Source organism: Nibricoccus aquaticus, assembly GCF_002310495.1.
Lineage (GTDB): Bacteria > Verrucomicrobiota > Verrucomicrobiia > Opitutales > Opitutaceae > Nibricoccus > Nibricoccus aquaticus.
Genome location: NZ_CP023344.1, coordinates 1,152,780 through 1,171,664, shown reverse-complemented (window position 1 = coordinate 1,171,664; position 18,885 = coordinate 1,152,780). Strand labels below are relative to the sequence as shown.

Genomic DNA, 18,885 nt, shown 5'->3' with positions numbered 1-18,885 from the left:
CGTGGGGGAGCGTGGCGGGCGGTGGCAGACGCGAGCCGCGGGATGATTCAATGACAAGGCCCGACTGGTGAGGTCGGGCCTTGGGAGGGAGCGGGACTTTGCCGTGGGATCAGAATTTGGCGTTGATGCCGGTGGTGATCGTGACGCCGAACGTGGTGAGGTTGCGGGTCGAGGCGTAGTCGGGGGTGATGTAAGCGGCGTCGCGGTACTGAACCTTGCGGTCGCTGTTGAGCACGTTGTTAGCCGAGAGGAAGAAGCTGTAACGCTTGCTGATGGTGTAGTCGGCCTGGACGTTTACGCGGAACTCTTCGGGGGTATAATCGTAGGCGGCCACAGGGACTCCGTTAAACACGATGCTGCTGGTGGTGCGCTGGAGATTTTCGGCGATGTAGTTACCGCGGAGAGCGAGTTGAAACCGGCTCGTCGCGAAGGTGATGCCGCCGTTGTAGGTGTCGTCAGCGGAGTCCGCCAAGATCTGGACGACGCTGTTCGAGGGGGCGCTGCGCTTGGTGTCCTTGTGGCTGTAGTTGGCGAATATGTTGAAGTAGCGTCCGTAGCGGCCGAGGAATTCGAGGTTCTGGCGGATGTCGATTTCGTAGCCGGTGTTGGTGGAGTTCCTGGAGCCGTTGATCGTGGAGGAGACGACGTAGTTCGGGTAGAGCGCGGGGTCCAGGCCGATGGAGTTCAGCAGGAGAGCATAGGAGGCGTCGGAGGGAGGCACGACGATGGCTTCCCAGACGTTCTCGATCTCTTTGTAGTAATAGCTGACGGAGATCTTACCGCCCTTGCTGAAGTAGTAACCGAGCTCGAAGTTCCAAGACTGGGTGGTCTGAGGATCGAGGCCGGCGTTGGACATCGTGATACGGCCGTCAGCGCCTGAGTTTTGAGCGATTTCAACCGGGTCAACGAATTCGTTAATGCTGAAGGTATTGGTCAGGATGCCGCCGACGCTGGATTCGAGGCGGGGGAGAGCGACTTCCCGGCTCCAAGCCATCTTCGCAGTTAGAGAGTCAGTGACGCGATAGGAGAGCTGAACCTGGGGGACGACGGGGTCTTTGGCTTCGGCGATGATGGGTTTGGTACCGTAGGCGAGGCGAACAGCTTCGAGGTTGTTGCTGGTGTTGGCCTGGGTGGGATTGCCGGTGGTGTTGTTGGGACCGTAGAGGACGTGACCTGGATGGATGGCTCCAACGGCGGCGAATTTAGCCAAAAGGCCATAGGCGGGGTCGGTGTAGTTGAAATCGTTGATCGTGGTGTAAGTGGTAGAGTTGGGAAGGTTCGGGTCGTACTCACGGGCGTTGGAGTAGTCGATTTTGACGCCTTCGCGGAAGGTGGCGTCGGTGTACACGCTGCCGTCTGGATTTTTGACGTAGTTCCACTTGGTATCGACGACGGACTGATTGGCGACGCGCTTGCGGTTCGTCTGACGGCCGCCGACGGTGATATTGAGGCGGTTGTCGAAGAGCTTGGATTCCGCCATCGCGTAGTAGGCGTCGTTGGTCTCCTTGATGTGTTTCGTATTGGTGAGTTGGGCGCGCAGGTTGGAGGCTTGGAGGCCGATGGTGGCGGTATCGCTGAACCACGAAGGGTTATCGGCGTAGAGTTTATGGAGGGTATAAACGCTGGACCATTCCTGAGCGGGGAGGCCGTAGCCGGGGGAGCGGCGACCGTTGGGATCGAGGAGCTGCTCAGCGGTCAAGGCGGGCGTACCGTTGCCGTTGGTGTCGAGTCCGTTGGGGCCGACGTAGCGGTACTTGGCGCCGCCACGACCCCATTGATCGTCCTTACGTTCATCACGGCTGAAGCCGGTTTTGACGGCGAGATCGAATGGGAGGAAATCGAGCTGGTAGCGGAGGTTAATGTTGTAGAGATCGCGGGTGCCTTGGGAGTGATTATCCAGGATACCGGCGTCCACGGTGGCATTGGTCCAAGACGAGATGCTGGTGTGATCGACGGTGGAGCCATCGAATTTGGTGATGGTGGTCAGAGCGGGCACGCCGTTGTTGATGCCGTCGAAGCGGACCTGACCGACATCACGGAGGTTCATCTCGATTTGCGAGAAGTGGCCGTTGTCGATGTCCACGTAGTCGAGATTGGAGATCGAGGTGCTGGCCTGGCCGTCGAGGGAGAAGGGGCCTTTGTTGTAGCGGAACTTCAGGTACGCCGCGATGGTGTCGCCAATTTTGTCGAAGCCTTCGACGGTCATGCGGGCGGTGTTGCCGGGGCCCCGGTAGGTGGTGGTGGTGCCGTTCGTGACCGAGGCGAGGCGGCCGACGGTGTAGTCAGGGCCCCAGTCCATCGGGCTGCTGGCGCTGACCTCGAGGGCGCGGCGGGTGCTGTAGCCCTCGTAGCTCGAGTAGTTGATGTTGGTATTGATGATCAGGCCGGTGAAGGGCTTCCAATCGAGCTTGATGTTGCCGGATAGGCGATAGTCGGCCCAGGCGTACTCGGAGGTGGTAGTTTTACCGAGGTAGGGATTGGCGAGGCTAGCTGACTCACCTTTGGCGTTGGTGACCGGGGTGCCGGTCTGACCGCCGAGAGCGGTATTGTCGAAAAAGGTCGGAATGCGGGTCCAATCGGCCGCTACGGTGTTGGTGGGGGCGTATTGGTTGTCTGAGGACAGGGAGACGGTGAGGCCGAGTTTTTCACTCAAGGGGATCGCAACCGAGACGCGGGCACTGGGGAGGATGTGGTAGCTCTTCTCGTCGGTCGGGCCTTGTTGTTTGCTGAACTTGAGGTCCTCGCTGTTGGCGGTCAGGTAGAGCGAGACCGTGGTGGTAGGCTTGGCGTACTCGAAGGCGGATTTGGTGATGAGGTTGATCGTGCCGCCGGCCGCTTCCGCAGGCATATCGGGGGTGGCCACCTTGATGACTTCGATGCGGGAGGCGTTGTTGATTGAGAGGGTGTCGAGACCGGTCTCACGCGTTAGACCGCCGGCGTTAGCAGAGGATACAGGCAAGCCATCGATGAGGATGGTGGTCTGATCGGAGCCGAAGCCGCGGACTTCGATGCTGGAGGCGGTGGAAGGGTTGACGGTGGTGCTGCCGCCGTAGCCGACCTGTACGCCGGGGAGGTATTTGACGAATTCACCGACATTACCGCCTGGGACGAAGCCGAGGGAATCGGTGGAGACTACGTTTTTGATGTTGGTGGAGTACCGCTCTTCGTTGGTGGCGAGTTCTTGCGCGTTTTTGAAACGGTCGGAGGCGACGACGAACTCGTTCAGGACGATGGTGCCGTCTTCGCCGGTCGTAGATTGTTCGGCGTTAAAAGAGATGTTCTGGGTGGCGGTCTTTCCTGCTTCGACGGTGACTTTTGTGACCTGTGGCTCCTGACCGGTGTAGGAGGTGCGAATGGTGACCTGGCCTGCGGGAATGTCATTCAGGCTGAAGTCGCCGAATTCATTGGTGAAGGTTTCGATCGATGTGCCTTCAACGGTAACGCGCGCGTTATTCAGGTACATGCCGTTGGCCGCATTCATGACACGGCCTTGGATGGAGCCGGTGGCGGCGGCTTGGGCGACGACTGGAGTGGGGGCCAGCTGCGACGATGCAGCCATGGCCGCCAGCAGCATCGCCAGTTTGCGGGCGGTGACTGAGCGGGGCCGGTTAGTGGCGGTGGCTCGAACTGGACTGTGGTAGTTCATGCTATGCTATGGGTTGGGGGAGTCGGTACGGCTAAAGTCGTCCGCAAATGCGGGAGGCAGGGTATTTATTTTATTTCATATGAAATAAAAGAGCCTTAATTCTGTGTTTCATGAAAAGTGAGTGTCAATAGTTTTTGCGGTTGAGCTGCGCCTGAAGCGTGTGGGCGATTGGTGGTCTCCCTGCGGAGTATGCTTTGATGAGTCTGGGTCTGGTTTGTGAGTTGTAAGAGGTGTGGGGTGGGCAGGGGGTTGTTTAGTGTTGTGAGGTGATCCAATAATTTAATGTTTCATGAAAAAGAGGGCTTGCTCTTATTTCACATGAAATAAGCTTGGTGAGCATTGGATGTAATTCCGGGTGTTTGGCCGGTCATTGCATCGAGGCGATGGCCATGTCTCTACGCGTGGTCGTTCCCGTCTTCCTTAAACCCTATGAAAAAACTTGGACTCGGTGTTCTTGGACTCGGCGAAGGCCGCAGCATTATCTCGGCGGGCGTGAATAGCCCGCTTTGGTCTGTTGCCAGACTGTGCGATCTTAGTGAGGAACTGGGGAAGGCACGCTGCGCGGAGTTTGGACTCGATCCGAAGGTTTACGCGTCGTCGTTGGAAACGATGCTGGCGGACCCGGCGGTGGATGTGGTGGGGATTTATACGCCGGATCATCTCCATGCGGATCATGTGATCCAAACACTCAAGGCCGGGAAACACGTGATCTGCACGAAGCCGTTTCTGCACGATCTGAGTCGGGCGCGCGAGGTGCTCGATGCGCAGAAAGCGAGCGGGAAGCAGGTTTTCGTGGGGCAGAGCTCGCGGTTTTTCGCGCCGTTCACGCGGCAGCGGGAGCATTTTGAGAGCGGGGCGTTTGGCGACATCATCACGGTCGAGGCGTACTATCATGCAGATCATCGCTGGTTCTTGAAAAAGGAATGGGCGAAGAACGATGCGTTCAAATGGCTCTATGGTTGCATCAGCCATCCGGGTGATCTGGTGCGTTGGTATCTGCCGGACATCGAAGAAGTGATGGGATACTCGTCGCTCAGCGAGAATGGGCGGTCGCTCGGTCTCGCGCATCCGGATACGTTCCACTTTGTGATGAAGGCGACCAATGGCGTCACGGCGCGCGTGAGCGGGTCGTACTCGGGGCCGGTGGTGCCGCTGCAGCGTGATTCCAACATGAGCTGCATCCTGCGTTGCGCGAACGGCGCGAGTCAGGGCGACTATTACGATCTGCGCTATGCGTGGAAGATCGGCAGCCAGTCGGTCGTGGAGACGTTTGAGGATCAGGATGCGCACTATTTCCGCTTCGGCGGGCATTCGCATCACGCGGGCGAGTATCAGAATTACATCGAGTACTTCGCGCGTTCGATCACGGAGGGCAAAACGCCGAAGCCGGATGCGCGTGAGGGTATCGTGACGGTGGCGCTCATGCAGGCGATGGAGGAGTCTACGCAGATCGGGCGGCCAGTGAAAATCAAGGAGGTGCTCGGGCGGTTCGGACTGACGGATCTCATGAGTTAAATCTGCGCGCGTTTTTCCTCTCTTAAATACCCTGTCGCTTTTGTGAGTACCCCAACCGGCAAGACCTCTCTTACCACGCGTTTTAGTTATGCTCTGCCGGATATCGGCGGGCAGTTGTTGTTCGGCTGGATCATGGGATACCTGCCATACTTCTACACGGACGTGTATGGAATTTCCGCGGCGGCGGTGGCGTGGATTGCATTGATCGCCCGCTGGGTGGATGCGCTGGATGCGCCGATCTGGGGAATCATCTTCGACAAGACGCGGAGTCGTTTTGGGAAGAGCCGTCCGTGGTTTCTGTGGCTGTGCGGGCCGTTCGCGATCTTTGGGACTCTGACATTTCTGACGCCGGATCTGGGAGCGACGGCCAAGCTCTTCTACGCGGCGATCACGTACATCATTTTCAACGTGATCTATACCGGTATTAACACGCCGGTGACGTCGATCCTATCGGCGCTCACGACGGATTCGAAGGAGCGCGTGACGCTGACGACCTTCCGGATGTTCGGCTCCAAGCTGGGGGTGCTCATCGTGAATCTCACGGGCATCGAGTTCGCGGTGTGGCTAGGTGGGGGCGATGATCGCAAAGGATTTTTGCTGGCGATGCCGATGTTTGCGGTAGCCTCGATAATCCTGTTTCTCATCGCGTTTCGGAATCTGAAGGAGACGGTCGCGGTGGAGACGAAACCGCAGCCGATTCTGGGCACGTTTGGCGCGCTGCGGGGAAACTGGCCGTGGGTGATTATTTTTATCAGCAGCTTTCTGTTCTGGATCGGCTTCATCTCGCGTGTCTCGGTGGCGCCTCATTTTTTCGAGTACGTGCTGCATCGGAAGGATCTGATCAAGCTAGCGAACAGTCTCGATTTTGCGTCGCTGGCGACGGCGGTTTTGCTCCCGTGGTTTTGTCGCAAGGCATCGAAGGGAACTGTGTGGGCGCTCGGTTTGCTGGGGATGACGATCGGGCAGCTGATTGTTTATCTCGGCGTGAAGAATGGGCTGTCGGTGGAAATTATCCTGACTGGCTGGACGATCGGGTTTCTCGCGAGCGGCGTGGCGATGGCGATGCCGTTCGTGGTGCTTTCGGACAGCGTCGATTTCGGCGAATGGAAGACTGGGATTCGCGCGGCGGGTCTGCTTACGGCGATCGGTGCGGCGTTTTGTTTGAAGGCCGGAGCGGGGTTGGGCACGGCGCTGCCAATGTGGATTCTCGATGCGGCGGGTTATGTCGCGAAGACGGAGCCGACGGCAGCGGTCGTGTCGGCGATCAATGCCGGCATTGTGTGGATTCCGGCGGCGTGCTTCGGACTGGCGATCGTACCGGTGCTTTTCTACGGACGTTTCGAGAAGCTTGAGCCGCAGATCCGCGCGGATCTTGAGCGTCGTCGGGCCGCGCAGAGGACGTAACTTCCCGGCGCGTTTTGCGTCTGGCGGCGTGTCGGCTGGCGGGGCGATTTTCCTTCATTCACTTTTCAACTCCTCCGCCATGATCCGTTTTTCCCGTCTGCTGCCTGTTTTCGTTTTGATCCTGGTCGCTGGTGTTTCGGCGATGCGGGCGGAGGGAACACCGTATGCGCTCGTGCGCGATTTTCAGAATCCGCCGGAGTCGGCGAAGCCGTGGGTGATTTGGTATTGGATGCAGGCGTCGGTTTCGCGCGAAGGGATCACGGCGGATCTTGAAGCGATGAAGCAGGCGGGAATCGGCGGGGCGTATTTCATGGCGATCCAGGATATGCCGACTCCCGCGTGGCCGATTACGCCGGTGCGACAGCTCACAGAGGAATGGTGGGGCATGGTGATGCATGCGTTTAAGGAGGCGGACCGGCTGGGGCTGAAGATCGCGATGCATGCGTGCGATGGATTCGCGACGTCGGGCGGGCCGTGGATCACGCCGGAGCTTTCGATGCAGCGCGTGGTGTGGAGCGAGACGCGGGTGAGCGGCGGGAAAACGGGGAAAGTTTTTTCGGGCGTGCTGCCGCAGCCGCCGACGAAGGAAAATTATTATCGCGACATCGCGGTGCTGGCGTTTCCGACGCAGGCGGGCGCGGGCGTGTCGACGCGGACGGTGGTGCCGGTAGTGACGACGAGTGAGGGAGCTGATGCGTCGATGCTGCCGATGGGAAAAGAGAAGGCGCGTTATCGGGCGGAGGATGCGGGGTGGATTCAGTATGCGTTTGCGGAGTCGTTCACGGCGCGGTCGCTCGTGGTGCAGCCGGATGGGACGAACATGCAGGGGCTGCGGTTGCGCGTGGAGGCTAGCGAGGACGGGAAGGATTTTCTTTTTGTAGCGCAGCTCGAGCCGGCGCGTCAGGGGTGGCAGCACAATGCGTGGGAGGCGACCTTCGCGCTGCCGGAGACGACGGCGCGGTATTTTCGGTTTGTGTGGGATCCGGCAGGTTCGGAGCCGGGCTCGGAGGATATGGATGCGGCGAAGTGGCGACCGATTTTGAAAGTGACGCGGTTGGAGCTTTCGAGCGAGGCGCGCATCGAGCAGTTTGAGGGAAAGTCCGGAGCGCTCTGGCGTATCGGGAAGCGTACGACGTCGGATATTTTGCCGGAGAAGCTGGCGGTGGCCAAGGGGACGATGGTCGATCTCACGTCGAAGCTGGGCGCGGATGGGAAATTGAACTGGGATATGCCGGCGGGAGCGTGGACGATCCTGCGAGTCGGCCATACATCGACGGGGCAGCACAACGAGACGGCGGGCGCAGGCAAAGGGCTGGAGGCGGATAAGTTTAATCCGGCGGCGGCGCGGTTGAATTTCGATCAGTGGTTTGGCGAGGCGATGCGACGGGCGGGGCCGGAGCTGAGCAAGCGCGTGCTGGCGGGTTTTCACTTGGATAGCTGGGAGTGCGGGTCGCAGAACTGGTCGCCGGTTTTTCAGAAGGAGTTTGAGCGGCGGCGTGGGTACGATCCGCGGCCGTGGCTACCGGCGATGGCGGGGATTCCGGTGGAGAGCGCGGAGGCATCGGAGACGTTTTTGCACGATGTGCGGACGACGATCGGGGAGTTGATCGTGGATAATTTTGTCGGCGTTTATGCGGAGCTGGCGCGCGTGAATGGGAAGCGGTTCACGGCGGAGAGTGTGTCGCCGGTGGTCACGAGCGATAACATGCGGCACTTCGAGCAGGTGGATTTGCCGATGGGCGAGTTCTGGCTGCGGAGTCCGACGCACGACAAGCCGAACGACATGCGGGATACGATTTCGGCGGCGCGTGTTTATGGGAAGAAGATCATCGGGGCGGAGGCGTTCACCGAGCTGAAGCTGACGTGGGACGAGCATCCGGGGATGTTGAAGGCACTTGGGGACCGGAACTATGCGCTCGGGGTGAATCACTTCGCGTATCATGTTTTCATGCACAATCCGTGGCCTGATCGGAAGCCAGGGATGACGCTGGGTGGTGTGGGTACTTTCTTTCAGCGCGATCAGACGTGGTGGCGTCCCGGCGCGGCGTGGTTCGCTTATGCGCATCGCGTGCAGGCGGTGCTTCAGCAAGGAGTGCCGGTGGTGGATGTCGCGGTGTTTACGGGCGAGGAAATGCCGCGGCGGGCGGTGTTGCCGGAGCGGTTGACGACAGTTCTGCCAGGGTTGATGGGCGAGGATGCGGTGAAGCGTGAGGCGGTGCGGCTGGCAAATGTCGGTCAGCCGATGAAGACGGTGGCGGAGGGGGTTTCGAGTTCGGCGAACACGACAAATCCGGCGGACTGGACCGATCCGTTGCGCGGTTATGCTTACGACTCGATCAATCGTGATGCGCTGTTGCGGCTGGCGACGGTGCGGGATGGACGGATCGTGCTGCCTGGCGGAGCGAGTTATGGCGTGCTGGTTTTACCGGGCGCGAATCCGATGAATCCGAGCGGGGTGCCGTTGTCGGCGGAAGTGGCCAAGCGGGTGGGCGAGTTGAAGAAGCTCGGTGCGAAGATCATCGATGCGCCGTGGACGGAGGAGACCCTCGACTCGCTGAAGATCGCGCGGGATTTTGTGGCGATGGAGAAAGGCGAGGAGGCGGACAAGGTGGCTTGGACGCATCGGCGCGTGGAGGACGTGGAGGTTTATTTCGTTTCGAATCAATTGGAGCGGACGCGGTCGCTGGAGTTTTCGCTTCGCGTGGATGGGAGCGTGCCGGAGATTTGGAATACGGTGACGGGAGAGATCATTGAGGCGCGCAGCTGGTGGCGGGAGAAAGGACGCACGGTGCTGCCACTGGAGTTGGCGGCGGCGGAGTCGGTGTTTGTGGTGTTTCGTGAGAAGACGACTGCGATGCTCAAGAGCGAGAGAGCGAATCAGCCGTTTTTGCGCGCGATGCAGGAGCTGACTGGCAGCTGGACCGTGGCGTTTGAGAAACGTCCGGCGGCGCCGGGTGCGCCGGTTTATGCGGAGGCGCTTTTCGACTGGAGCAAGCACAGCGATGCGGCGGTGCGGCATTTTTCGGGGACGGCGCAGTACAAGCGCGTGTTTTCGTTTAACGCGGCGTCGAGTCGCGGGCGGCGCGTGTGGCTCGATCTTGGCGAGGTGGCGAATCTCGCGGAGGTTTATGTGAATGGCGTGAATTGCGGCGTGGCTTGGACGCCGCCTTATCACGTGGAGGTCACGCGGGCGCTCAAGGACGGTGACAACGAGCTGCGTGTCGGAGTCACGAATACGTGGGCGAACCGGTTGATCGGCGACGCGGAGTTGCCGGAGGCGGAGCGCGTCACGTGGACGACGGCAAAAATCGGCATGAAGGGGCGGCCGCTGCTGAAGGCGGGCTTGCTCGGGCCGGTGCGGCTGATGAGGGAGGAATGATTTTTATGATAACGACGATGAAACGTGTGTGGTGTGCAGGTCTGTTTGGTTTTGCGGGAATCGCCGCGGGCTTCGCCCAGGGCGCGGATAAGCCGGCGCCGGTGCAGATGGCGGAGGAGATGATGAAGGCGGCGGGGAAATCCGTGGTGTTTGAGATCGATCCGTCGGTGAAGTCGCCTGAGGCGTTTCGGATAGATGGAGATAAACGGGTGATCGCAGGTGGACCGGGTGGTGTGCTCTATGGAGTGCAGACGGTGTTGGGGAAGGATGTCGTCGATGCGCAGGGGGCGCCGGATTTCGAGCTGCGCGGGGCGGTGCTCGTGATGTTGAGTCCGAATTGGGGATACCAGTCGGAGCTGAGTCCGGAGCGGTTTCCGTGGTTTTTCGACCGTCCGCTGATGACGCGTTATCTGGACTATCTGCTGTCGGCGCGGCTCAACACGTTGATCGTGTGGTCGGGGCATTTGTTTCCGCACATCCTGGAGCTGCCGGAGTATCCGGATGCGACGCAGTTCAGTCGTGAAGAGGTGCGGAGAAATCAGGAACAGTTTCGCTGGCTGGCGGAGGAGTGTGAGAAGCGGAACATCACCGTGCTCACGCATTTTTATAACATTCATATCAGTGAGCATCAGGCCGAGGTTTTGAAGAGGCCGAAGAATGAGGCGGAGAAGGATGCGACGCGTTACTCGGTGCCGGATGATTTTGTGCGCGGGTATTATCGGGCGGTGCTGACGAAGTATTTCGCGGAGTTTCCGAACGTAGGGCTCTACATTTGTCCGGGAGAATCCCTCGCCCTCGATCAGCAGGAGCCTTGGTTTCGCGATGTGATTTTCAAGGCGGCGAAGGACTCGGGGAAAAATCCTAAGCTGATCATCCGCGACTGGACGCTCGACATGGGGTTCAAGGCGAAGCTGCCGACGATGTACGACAACCTGTACTCGGAGCTGAAGCATAACGACGAGACGATCACGAGCCCGTGGCCGGATGAGCGGCACAACGATTGGAAGGGCGTGCTCAAGGGACACATCGTGAATCTGCACGATCCGGCGGATGCGACGCCTTATCGGGTGGGGAGTCCGCGGCTGATCGGTGAGATGGTGAAGCACTGGAAAGAGTCGGGGCTTTTCAAGGGCGCGTGGTTTTATCCACCGCAGGCGTGGAGCTGGCCGGGTACGCTGGATGTCGTGAAAGATGCGAACGGGAAAGAGGTGACGGCGGGGCTCAACGCGTTTGAGCGAGATCCGCTGTGGCATTTGCTCGAAGGGCGGTATCTGTGGAAGGCGGAGCGCGACGAGAAGACGGAGCAGCGGTGGGCGTCGGAGTTTCTTGGGAAGAAGTTCGGGAGCAAGAAGGCGGGCGCGGCGCTGGTGGTGTGGTACGATTTGACGGGGCCGATTTTGCCGGGGTTGCAGAACGTGACGGCGGTGCGGTTCGGGAATTTTTTCCCGGTGTCGATCGCGTGGGTGCAGGCGACGGTGGACGATATTTTGAGTTATCGGACGAAGATCGAGGATGTGCGTTTCCAGGGTCCGACGGGGCTGACGCGGCAGCGTTATTACAGCCGGCCGGTGGATGCGTACACGATCGCGCTGTATCAGCAATCTTATGGCGTGGAGGCGGTGCGCGATCTGCGGTCGATGCCGGTGGCTGAGCTGGCTGTGGAGCTGGCGGCGGGGCGGGAGCCGAAGGATGTGATGCGGGCGGATTGGCTCGTGGATCTTTATGTGGAGATGGCGCAGCGCTCGCTCGAGATAGCCAAGGCGGCGGTCGCGGCGGGTGGAAATGATCCGGCGGAGTTGCAGCGGTTCGTGAATGACAGCGAGTGTCTGGTGCTGACGGCGGAGTATTACCGGCTGAAGGTGCGGGCGGCGCTGGCGAAGCGATTATTGGAGCTGACGGGCGAGGCGAAGTACGCGGCGCAGTTGACGGAGATGATGACAGAGTCGGTTGCGAAGTATGAGGCGATGTTCACGCACGCGCGGCGGTTCTATACGGCGGGGTCGTCGATGTTTGACGCGAAGCCGTGGGAGCGGGCGTTCAACGAGAAGGTGAAGATGGACGCGGAGCTGCAGGAGAAGTGGCTGGCGGAGTTTTTGGCGCGGAAGCGGTGAGGGGCTGAGGCGCTGAAACGGGCGGGAGGGCGTGCGGTGGGGGCCGGGGAGACGGAGGGGGATTCACCGCGGAGGCGCGGAGGGCGCGGAGTTTTTTAACCACGGATTGCACAGATGGGTACCGGATGGGGAGGGGGCAGCGGCGGAATTTTTGGACAGGATTAAGAGGATGAACAGGATTGGGCGAGGTGGAGGGGGACGAACGTTTAATGCTCAACGTTCAACGCTGAACGCTCAAGTGGCGGCGGCGGAGCACCGAAGCCTTCAACGGGAAGGGGCCGATGGGGCAGGGGTTCGCGGGCGGGGCGTTATCGCGGGTTGGATAACCCGCGGTCCGGTCGGAGGCGGAGCGCGGGCTCTACTTGGTGCAGAGGGGGACTTGGGCGACGATGTCGAGGCCGAAGCCGTCGAGGCCGATGACCTTGCGGTGGGTCGAAGAGAGAAGGCGGATTTTTTTCAGGCCGAGCGAGGAGAGGATTTGCGCGCCGATGCCGGCTTCGCGGAAGTCGGCGGGGAGGGGCTGGGCTTTTTTTTCTTCGAGCGAGCCGGGCGTCTTGAAAGCGGGAAGGGGGCGGGTGGGGTTGTGCTGGAGGTAGACGAGGGCGCCGCGGCCTTCGGCGCGGATTTGCTCAAGGGAGTTTTCGATGACGGCGGCTCCGTCGGAGCCGCGCTGGCGGAAGACGTCGGAGAGCAGGTTCATGCGGTGGACGCGGACGAGGGTTGGAGTGTCGTCGAGCGTGCCGAGGGTGAGGGCGTAGTGGGTGCGGCCGGAGAGGCGTTCGCGGAAGGTGTGGAGATCGAAATCGCCCCAGGCGGTGGCGACAAACTCGGTGGAGATTTTTTCGACGAGGAGTTCGGTGCGGTGGCGGTACTCGATGAGTTGCTCGATGGAGACGAGGGGGATGTTGAAGCGTTTTTTGAACTCGATGAGGTCGGGGACGCGGGCCATGGAGCCATCGTCTTTAAGGATTTCGCAAATGACGGCGCAGGGTTTTAGGCCGGCGAGGACGGCGAGATCGACGGCGGCTTCGGTGTGGCCGGCGCGTTCGAGGACGCCGCCGGGGCGCGCGGCGAGGGGGAAGATGTGGCCGGGCTGGACGAGGTCGTCGGCGGTGGTGGCGGGATTGGCGAGGAGTTTGACGGTGGCAGTGCGGTCGGCGGCGCTGATGCCGGTGGAGATGCCGTGTGCCGCATCGACGGATACGGCGAAGGCGGTTTTGAAGGATTCGCGGTTTTTGGGGACCATTTCGCCGATGCCGAGGCGGGCGAGGTGTTCGCCGGTCATGGGGACGCAGATGAGTCCGCGGGCGTGGAGGATCATCATGTTGATGGACTCCACGGTGGCTTTTTCGGCGGCGATGATGAGGTCGCCTTCGTTTTCGCGGTCTTCGTCGTCGGTGACGATCACCGGGCGGCCGGCGGCGATGGCGGCGATGGCGGCCTCGATGGTATCGAAGCCGTTATCGATGGCGCGGGCGGAGCACGGGGCGGTGGTGGAGCTGGACTCGGAGGGATGCGACGGCATGGCGGGCGTGAGGCCCGCGAGCGAAGTCCGCGCGCGCGGGGAGGGCAATGGCGCAATTGGGGGCGCGGGGATCAGTGCGCGCGGTGATAGCGCGCGCGCTGCGCGGCTTATTTCTTGGGCGGCGCGGGAGGCGGAGTCGTCGCCTGGCCGTTTTCGATGACCTGGGTTTCGCCCATCTTCACGTTATAGGCGTAGATGTTTTCGTTCAGGAAGTCTTCGATGTTGCGCATGACTTCGGAGCGGGCGCCGGCGAGGCCTTGCATGTAGTCGGTGGAGAGGTCGAAGAATTTGCCGGGGACGTCGGCGCGATCGACGGCGGAGGCGAAGGTGCGGGCGTTGAGGTAATATTGCGTGGTGGGGCCGCCATCGAGGCCGCGGTAGGCTAGGACGAAGACGGGGCGGGTGATGGTTTTGGCGCCGTCCATGAGGGGATTTTGTTTGAGGAGTTTTTCGCCGAAGAAGGAGCGGGTGAGAGCGGGGCCGGAGGCGCCGGAGGTCCAGCGGGATTCGGCGAGCCAGCCGGCGAGGTTGACGGTGGGTTCGATGCCGATGGCGCAGCGGAAGCGGTCGGGGCGGAGTTGGGCGGCGCGCATGGCGAGGTAGCCGCCGCGGTCGTGGCCGAAGATGGCGACGCGTTTGGGATTCAGGGGCATGCCTTTGGCGAGTTCGTCGATGACGGTGATGATGTCGGCGATCTGGATTTCATCAAAGGCGGACTGGGCGGCGAGGCGGTGTTTGGCACCGAAGCCCCAGGTGCCGCGCGGGTTCACCTGGAGGACGGCGAAGCCCATGTTGGCGATGGCGTTCATCTCGTTGTGGAAGAGGCCGGTGGTGCGCTGCCAGGGTTCGTTGGGGCAGAGTACGACGATGGGGATAGGTTTCTGGCGGACCTGGCGGGGGATGGCCAGGGTGGCGGAGAGGGTGCCGCCGTGAGGGGAAGGGATGTTGACGAAGAGGGAGAGGGGGCGTTCGTCGTCCTCGGTCCAAGGGGCGCAGCGGACGAACTCCATGGCTTTGTTGGTGGCGCGTTCGAAGATGTAGTAGCCGCCGGAGTTGGTGGGGCCCTGGACGAGGGCGAGGAGGCGGTTGGTGGTGCGGTCCCAGTCGAGGATGTCGATGCTCTGGCCGGGGAAGACTTTTTCGAGTTCCATCTGCACCTGCTGGATTTCGGGGCGGAGCCAGATGGCGCTGCGGGTGGTGCCCTGAAAGCGGATACCGGCGAGCTGGCGGGTGTGGCGGTCGAAGACGAGGGGGTTTTCGGCGAGGAAGCCGTCGGGGGCGGGGTTGGCGAGGTCGAGCTTCGGACTCTCGATGGGTTTGCCGGTGCGTTCGCCGGTTTTGAGGTTCATCGCGTAGATGCCGTAAGTGTCGCGCCCGACATTGGAGGCGTAGTAGAGGATGTCGGGATTCTCATCGATGCCGATGGGGAAGGAGCGTTCGCCGAGGTAATTCTGGGGGGAGACGGAGAAATCGACGCCGGGGATCTTGGCGATTTTGTTGAGTTCGTTCCAGCGGCCGAGGGTGATGGCGCCGGATTTCTGGACGAGGTAGCGGTGGGGGAAACTGGTGCGGAGGGTGTTGGGGACGGCGATCTGCTGGAGGCCCTGGCGGTTGATGAGGGGGGAGAGTTCGGCGTCGATGCGTTCGAGGGGGCCGAATTTCAGATTGGCGTCGTTGATGTTGACGGTGAAGAGGGCGTAGTTGCGCGGATCGGTGGTGCGGATGGTGAGCCAGTCGGGTTTGCCGGGGAGGTAATCGAAGACGGTGGGCGTGCGGGGGGTGCGGACGTCGGTGGGGAGGTTGTTAACGCGGTTGAGGAGGAGGTCTTCGTTGGCGCCGGCTTCTTCAAAGCCAGTGATGGAGACGCCGTCGGCGGGTTTGCTGGGGTCGGCGCCGGGGCTGTCGATTTTGAGGTCCATCGGGCCTGTGCCGACGTTGCCGACGTTGTCCGAGGGCATGTAGGGTTTGAGCTCGGTCTTGAGGACGTCTTTGGGGGTGACGAGGGTTTTGCCGTTGGTGCCGTCGGCGTTGACGGCGAAGATGGCGCCGGAGGTGTTGGTCCATTCGCCGTCGGAGAGGGTGGCGAGGTTGGTGTTGGTTTCGACGATGAGGCGGGTGTCGGTTGCCCAGCCGATCCAGCGGACGCGGGGAGGGGTGATTTCGCGGACGTCGCTTTGGAGTTTGGGGGTGGAGGTGGCGGCGTCGCCGACTTTGACCTTCGCGCGGACTTTGGCGGGGTTATCGATTTCGATGATGAGGATGAAGAGGTCGTCGTTTTCGCGGATGGAGTAGGCGAGGAGTTTGCCATCGGGGGAGATGGCGGCGCTGTCGGTGCGGTAGGGGAGGAAGAGTTTGAAGAAGCGTTCGGGGGCGGCGGTGCCGACGGCGATGGGGGCGGCCGGGGGAGCGGCGGGGGCGGGCGTCTGGGCGAGGACGGAGCTGGTGGCGAGGCAGAGGAGCAGGGCGAGGAGGGACAGACGCGACATGAGGGGAGGTTGAAAGGAAGACGGTGGAAGCAGACGGAAAGTGACAGCGAGAGTCGTGGTTGAGGCGGGAATGTGGAAAGGTTGGTCCGCCGCTCTCCCGCGGGGAGTGACGATGAAAGATGGGCGGCGGTGTAGGTCGAGCTTCGTCGTCGGTGTCACGCGATTTTTCCCCGGGCGTGACAAGGTGGCGCGCGGTCTGGCGCGGAGAATCGTGACGATGGCTATCGGTTTCACCAAGTGCCGGTGATCTTGGCGTCGCCCATCTGCACGTCGTGGGTGTAGATGTTGAGGTTCAGGAAATCCTCGATGTGGCGCATGGTGTCGGAGCGGGCTTCGGGCATGTGGCGCGAGTAGTCGAAGGTGAGGTTTTTAAATTGAACAGGGGTGCCGTCGTTTTCGATGGCGCGGGCGAGGGAGCGGGCGTCGAGGTACATCTGGGTGGGGGAGCCGCCTTCGTTGCCGCGGTAGGCGAGGATGAAGGCCGGGCACTTGTGGGGGCGGTCGTCTTTGAAGAGAGGATTGGCGTCGATGAGTCGGGGGCTGAAGAAGGCGCGGGCGAGGGCGGGGGCGGAGTCACTGGTGGTCCAGCGGGTGTAGTTGATCCAGCTGGAAAGGTTGACGGTGGGGTCGAGGCCGATGACGCAGCGGAAGCGGTCGGGGCGGAGCTGGGCGGCGCGGAGGGCGAGGAAGCCACCGCGCCCGCGGCCCATGAGGGCGACGCGGGCGCGGTGGAGGGGGAGGGTTTTGGCGAGGGCGTCGATGGTGGCGACGATGTCGGCGGTCTGGATCTCGTCGAAAGGGGCGCCGGAGGGGGAGCGGTGGCGGGTGCCGAAGCCCCAGGTGCCGCGGGGGTTGATCTGCACGACGGCGAAGCCCATTTGAGCGAGGGCGTTGATCTCGCCGTCGAATTCGGCGGGGGCTTGCTGCCAGGGCTCATCGGCGCAGATGACGACGGTGGGGATGGGTTTCTGGCGGACGGCGTTGGGGATGACGACGAAGCCGGTGAGCTGGCCGCCGGCGGGATTCTCGATGGAGAAGTGGCGGGAGAAGCGGGGTTCGCTTGCGGCGGGGAGTTCGGAGCGACGGACGAATTCGAGGGCGCGGCGCGCGGTGCGGTCGACGATGTAGAAGCTGCCGGGCTCGGTGGGGCCGCGGACGAGGGCGAGGTAGCGGGTGGCGGATTTATCCCATTCGAGGATGTCGATGCTGCGGCCGGGGAGGATTTTTTCGAGGGAGGCCTGGATGTCCTGGAGGTCGGGGCGGAGCCAGATGGCGGAGCGGATGGAGGCCTGGTAGCGGATGCCGGCGAGTGAGCGTGTGTGGCGATCGAATACAAGGGGGTTGACGGCGGGGAGGCCGTCGGGGCCGGGGGTGGCGAGGTCGATGGCGGTGCTCTCGATGGTGCGGCCGGCGGGGAGGCCGGTTTTGAGGTCGAGGCCGCGGATGGCGTAGGTGTCGCGGCCGACGTTGGTGGCGTAGTAGAGGAGGTGCGGGTTTTCGTCGAAGCCGATGGGGAAGGAGCGCTGGCCGAAGAAATTATCGGGGGAGAGGGTGAAGTCGGTGGCGGTGTCGGAGGTGAGGGCGGAGAGTTTGAGCCAGCGGCCGAGGCTGAGAGGGGAGGCTTTGGCCACTTGGAAGGTGTGGGGGAAGGCGGAGCGGGAGGAGTTGGGGACGACGCCGCCAACGACGCCCTGGCGGTTGATGAGGGTGGCGTAATCGCCGGAGACATTTTCGGTGGGGCCGTAGCGGAACTGGCCGGTTGCGATATTGACGCGATAGAGGCCGTAGTGGCGAGGGTCGCTGGTGCGGATGATGATCCAGTCGGGTTCGCCGGGTGCGTAGTCGAAGAAGGTGGGGGTGCGGGGGGAGCGGAGGTCGGTGGGGAGGTCGTTGTCGAGGCCGTAGGTGGTGGCGGCGAATGCGTTAGCCTCGGCTTTGCGCGCTTCCACGGGGTCGATGTCGGGTGTGTAGATGCGGGAGTCGGAGAAGGAGGAGGGGATGGGGGCGGTGTCGCGGGAGAGGCTCGCGGCGAGGGAAACGTCGCGTGGGGTGACGAGGGTGCGGGGGTTGGAGCCGTCGGCGTTGACGGCGAAGATGCCGCCGGACGTGTTGGTGAGATCGGTGACGAGGTTGGCGTTGGTCTCGATGAGGAGGCGGTCGGCGGTGGCCCAGCCCATCCAGCGGATGCGGGCGGGGGTTTTTTCGCTGGCGTGGACTTCCATGAAGGGCGTGGAAGTGCGGGTGGTGCCGGCGAGGATTCTGGCGAGGGGGCGGGAAGGGTCGTCGATTTTGACGGTGATGACGTAGAGGTTGTCGCCCTCGCGAAGGGAGTAGGCGAGGCGCTGGCCGTCGGGGGAGAGGGCGGCGGCTTCGGTGCGAAAAGGGCGGAAGAGGTTGTTGAAGCGGGTGGTGGAGGCGGTGCCGATGGCGGGAATTTCAGCGATGGCGAGGTCGCTGGCGGAGAGGGTGAGGGCGGGTGCGTCGGGCGCGGGGGTGGCGATCGGCGTGGTGCCTGTCGATGGGGTGGCCGATGCGGCGCTGGCGGGGACGGCGGTGAGGAGGCCGAGGAGCGCGAGGGCGGAAAAGTGGCGGGGAGAGCGACGCATGGGGATGGTTTTTTGCGGAGCGTGGAAGTGGCGCACGGCGCGAGGAGCGCGGGCATGGAGAGTCGCGTGCCTAACGCGAGAGTTGTGCCAGCGAGGAGGCGGCGAGCGTTAACCGGTTGTGGCCAGAGCGATGAAAAAATCCCTGGTCGTGGCGGTGCGGCGGAGAGGCGTTGCGGGCTGGTTGTGGGCAACCAGCCGGGTGCGGGGTGGACG

General features: G+C 62.2%; 8 protein-coding genes. 4 read left to right on the top strand and 4 right to left on the bottom strand.

Features of this window, described 5'->3' with window-relative positions; translation table 11 throughout:
* Positions 1 to 109: 109 nt before the first annotated feature.
* The gene (locus CMV30_RS04985; RefSeq protein WP_096054990.1) at positions 110 to 3,646 is read right to left on the bottom strand and encodes a TonB-dependent receptor; all 3,537 of its coding nucleotides are present in this window, start codon (positions 3,644 to 3,646) and stop codon (positions 110 to 112) included.
* A 429-nt stretch (positions 3,647 to 4,075) separates the two neighbouring features.
* Here CMV30_RS04985 and CMV30_RS04980 point away from each other — a divergent pair, with 429 nt between their 5' ends.
* From CMV30_RS04980 to CMV30_RS04965, 4 genes are all read left to right on the top strand, one after another.
* Positions 4,076 to 5,161, top strand: coding sequence for a Gfo/Idh/MocA family protein (locus CMV30_RS04980; protein ID WP_096054989.1), 1,086 nt, complete (start codon positions 4,076 to 4,078; stop codon positions 5,159 to 5,161).
* A 42-nt stretch (positions 5,162 to 5,203) separates the two neighbouring features.
* Entirely contained in the window at positions 5,204 to 6,565 is a 1,362-nt protein-coding gene (locus CMV30_RS04975) for an MFS transporter (RefSeq protein ID WP_175414734.1), read from the top strand.
* 79 nt (positions 6,566 to 6,644) lie between these two features.
* Complete coding sequence (locus CMV30_RS04970; RefSeq protein ID WP_096054987.1) at positions 6,645 to 9,944, top strand: glycosyl hydrolase; 3,300 nt, start codon at positions 6,645 to 6,647, stop codon at positions 9,942 to 9,944.
* A 5-nt stretch (positions 9,945 to 9,949) separates the two neighbouring features.
* Entirely contained in the window at positions 9,950 to 12,055 is a 2,106-nt protein-coding gene (locus tag CMV30_RS04965) for a hypothetical protein (protein WP_138223136.1), read from the top strand.
* Positions 12,056 to 12,413: 358 nt separating this feature from the next.
* Here CMV30_RS04965 and ribB read toward each other — a convergent pair whose 3' ends face one another.
* From ribB to CMV30_RS04950, 3 genes are all read right to left on the bottom strand, one after another.
* Positions 12,414 to 13,580 carry a 3,4-dihydroxy-2-butanone-4-phosphate synthase gene (ribB, locus tag CMV30_RS04960; protein ID WP_096057625.1) on the bottom strand — a complete coding sequence of 389 codons (1,167 nt, stop codon included), beginning with the start codon at positions 13,578 to 13,580 and terminating at the stop codon, positions 12,414 to 12,416.
* Positions 13,581 to 13,687: 107 nt separating this feature from the next.
* Positions 13,688 to 16,066, bottom strand: a complete 2,379-nt coding sequence (locus CMV30_RS04955; protein WP_096054985.1) for an alpha/beta hydrolase family protein — start codon at positions 16,064 to 16,066, stop codon at positions 13,688 to 13,690.
* A 230-nt stretch (positions 16,067 to 16,296) separates the two neighbouring features.
* Positions 16,297 to 18,672, bottom strand: a complete 2,376-nt coding sequence (locus CMV30_RS04950) for an alpha/beta hydrolase family protein (RefSeq protein ID WP_138223135.1) — start codon at positions 18,670 to 18,672, stop codon at positions 16,297 to 16,299.
* Between the last annotated feature and the right edge of the window lie 213 nt (positions 18,673 to 18,885).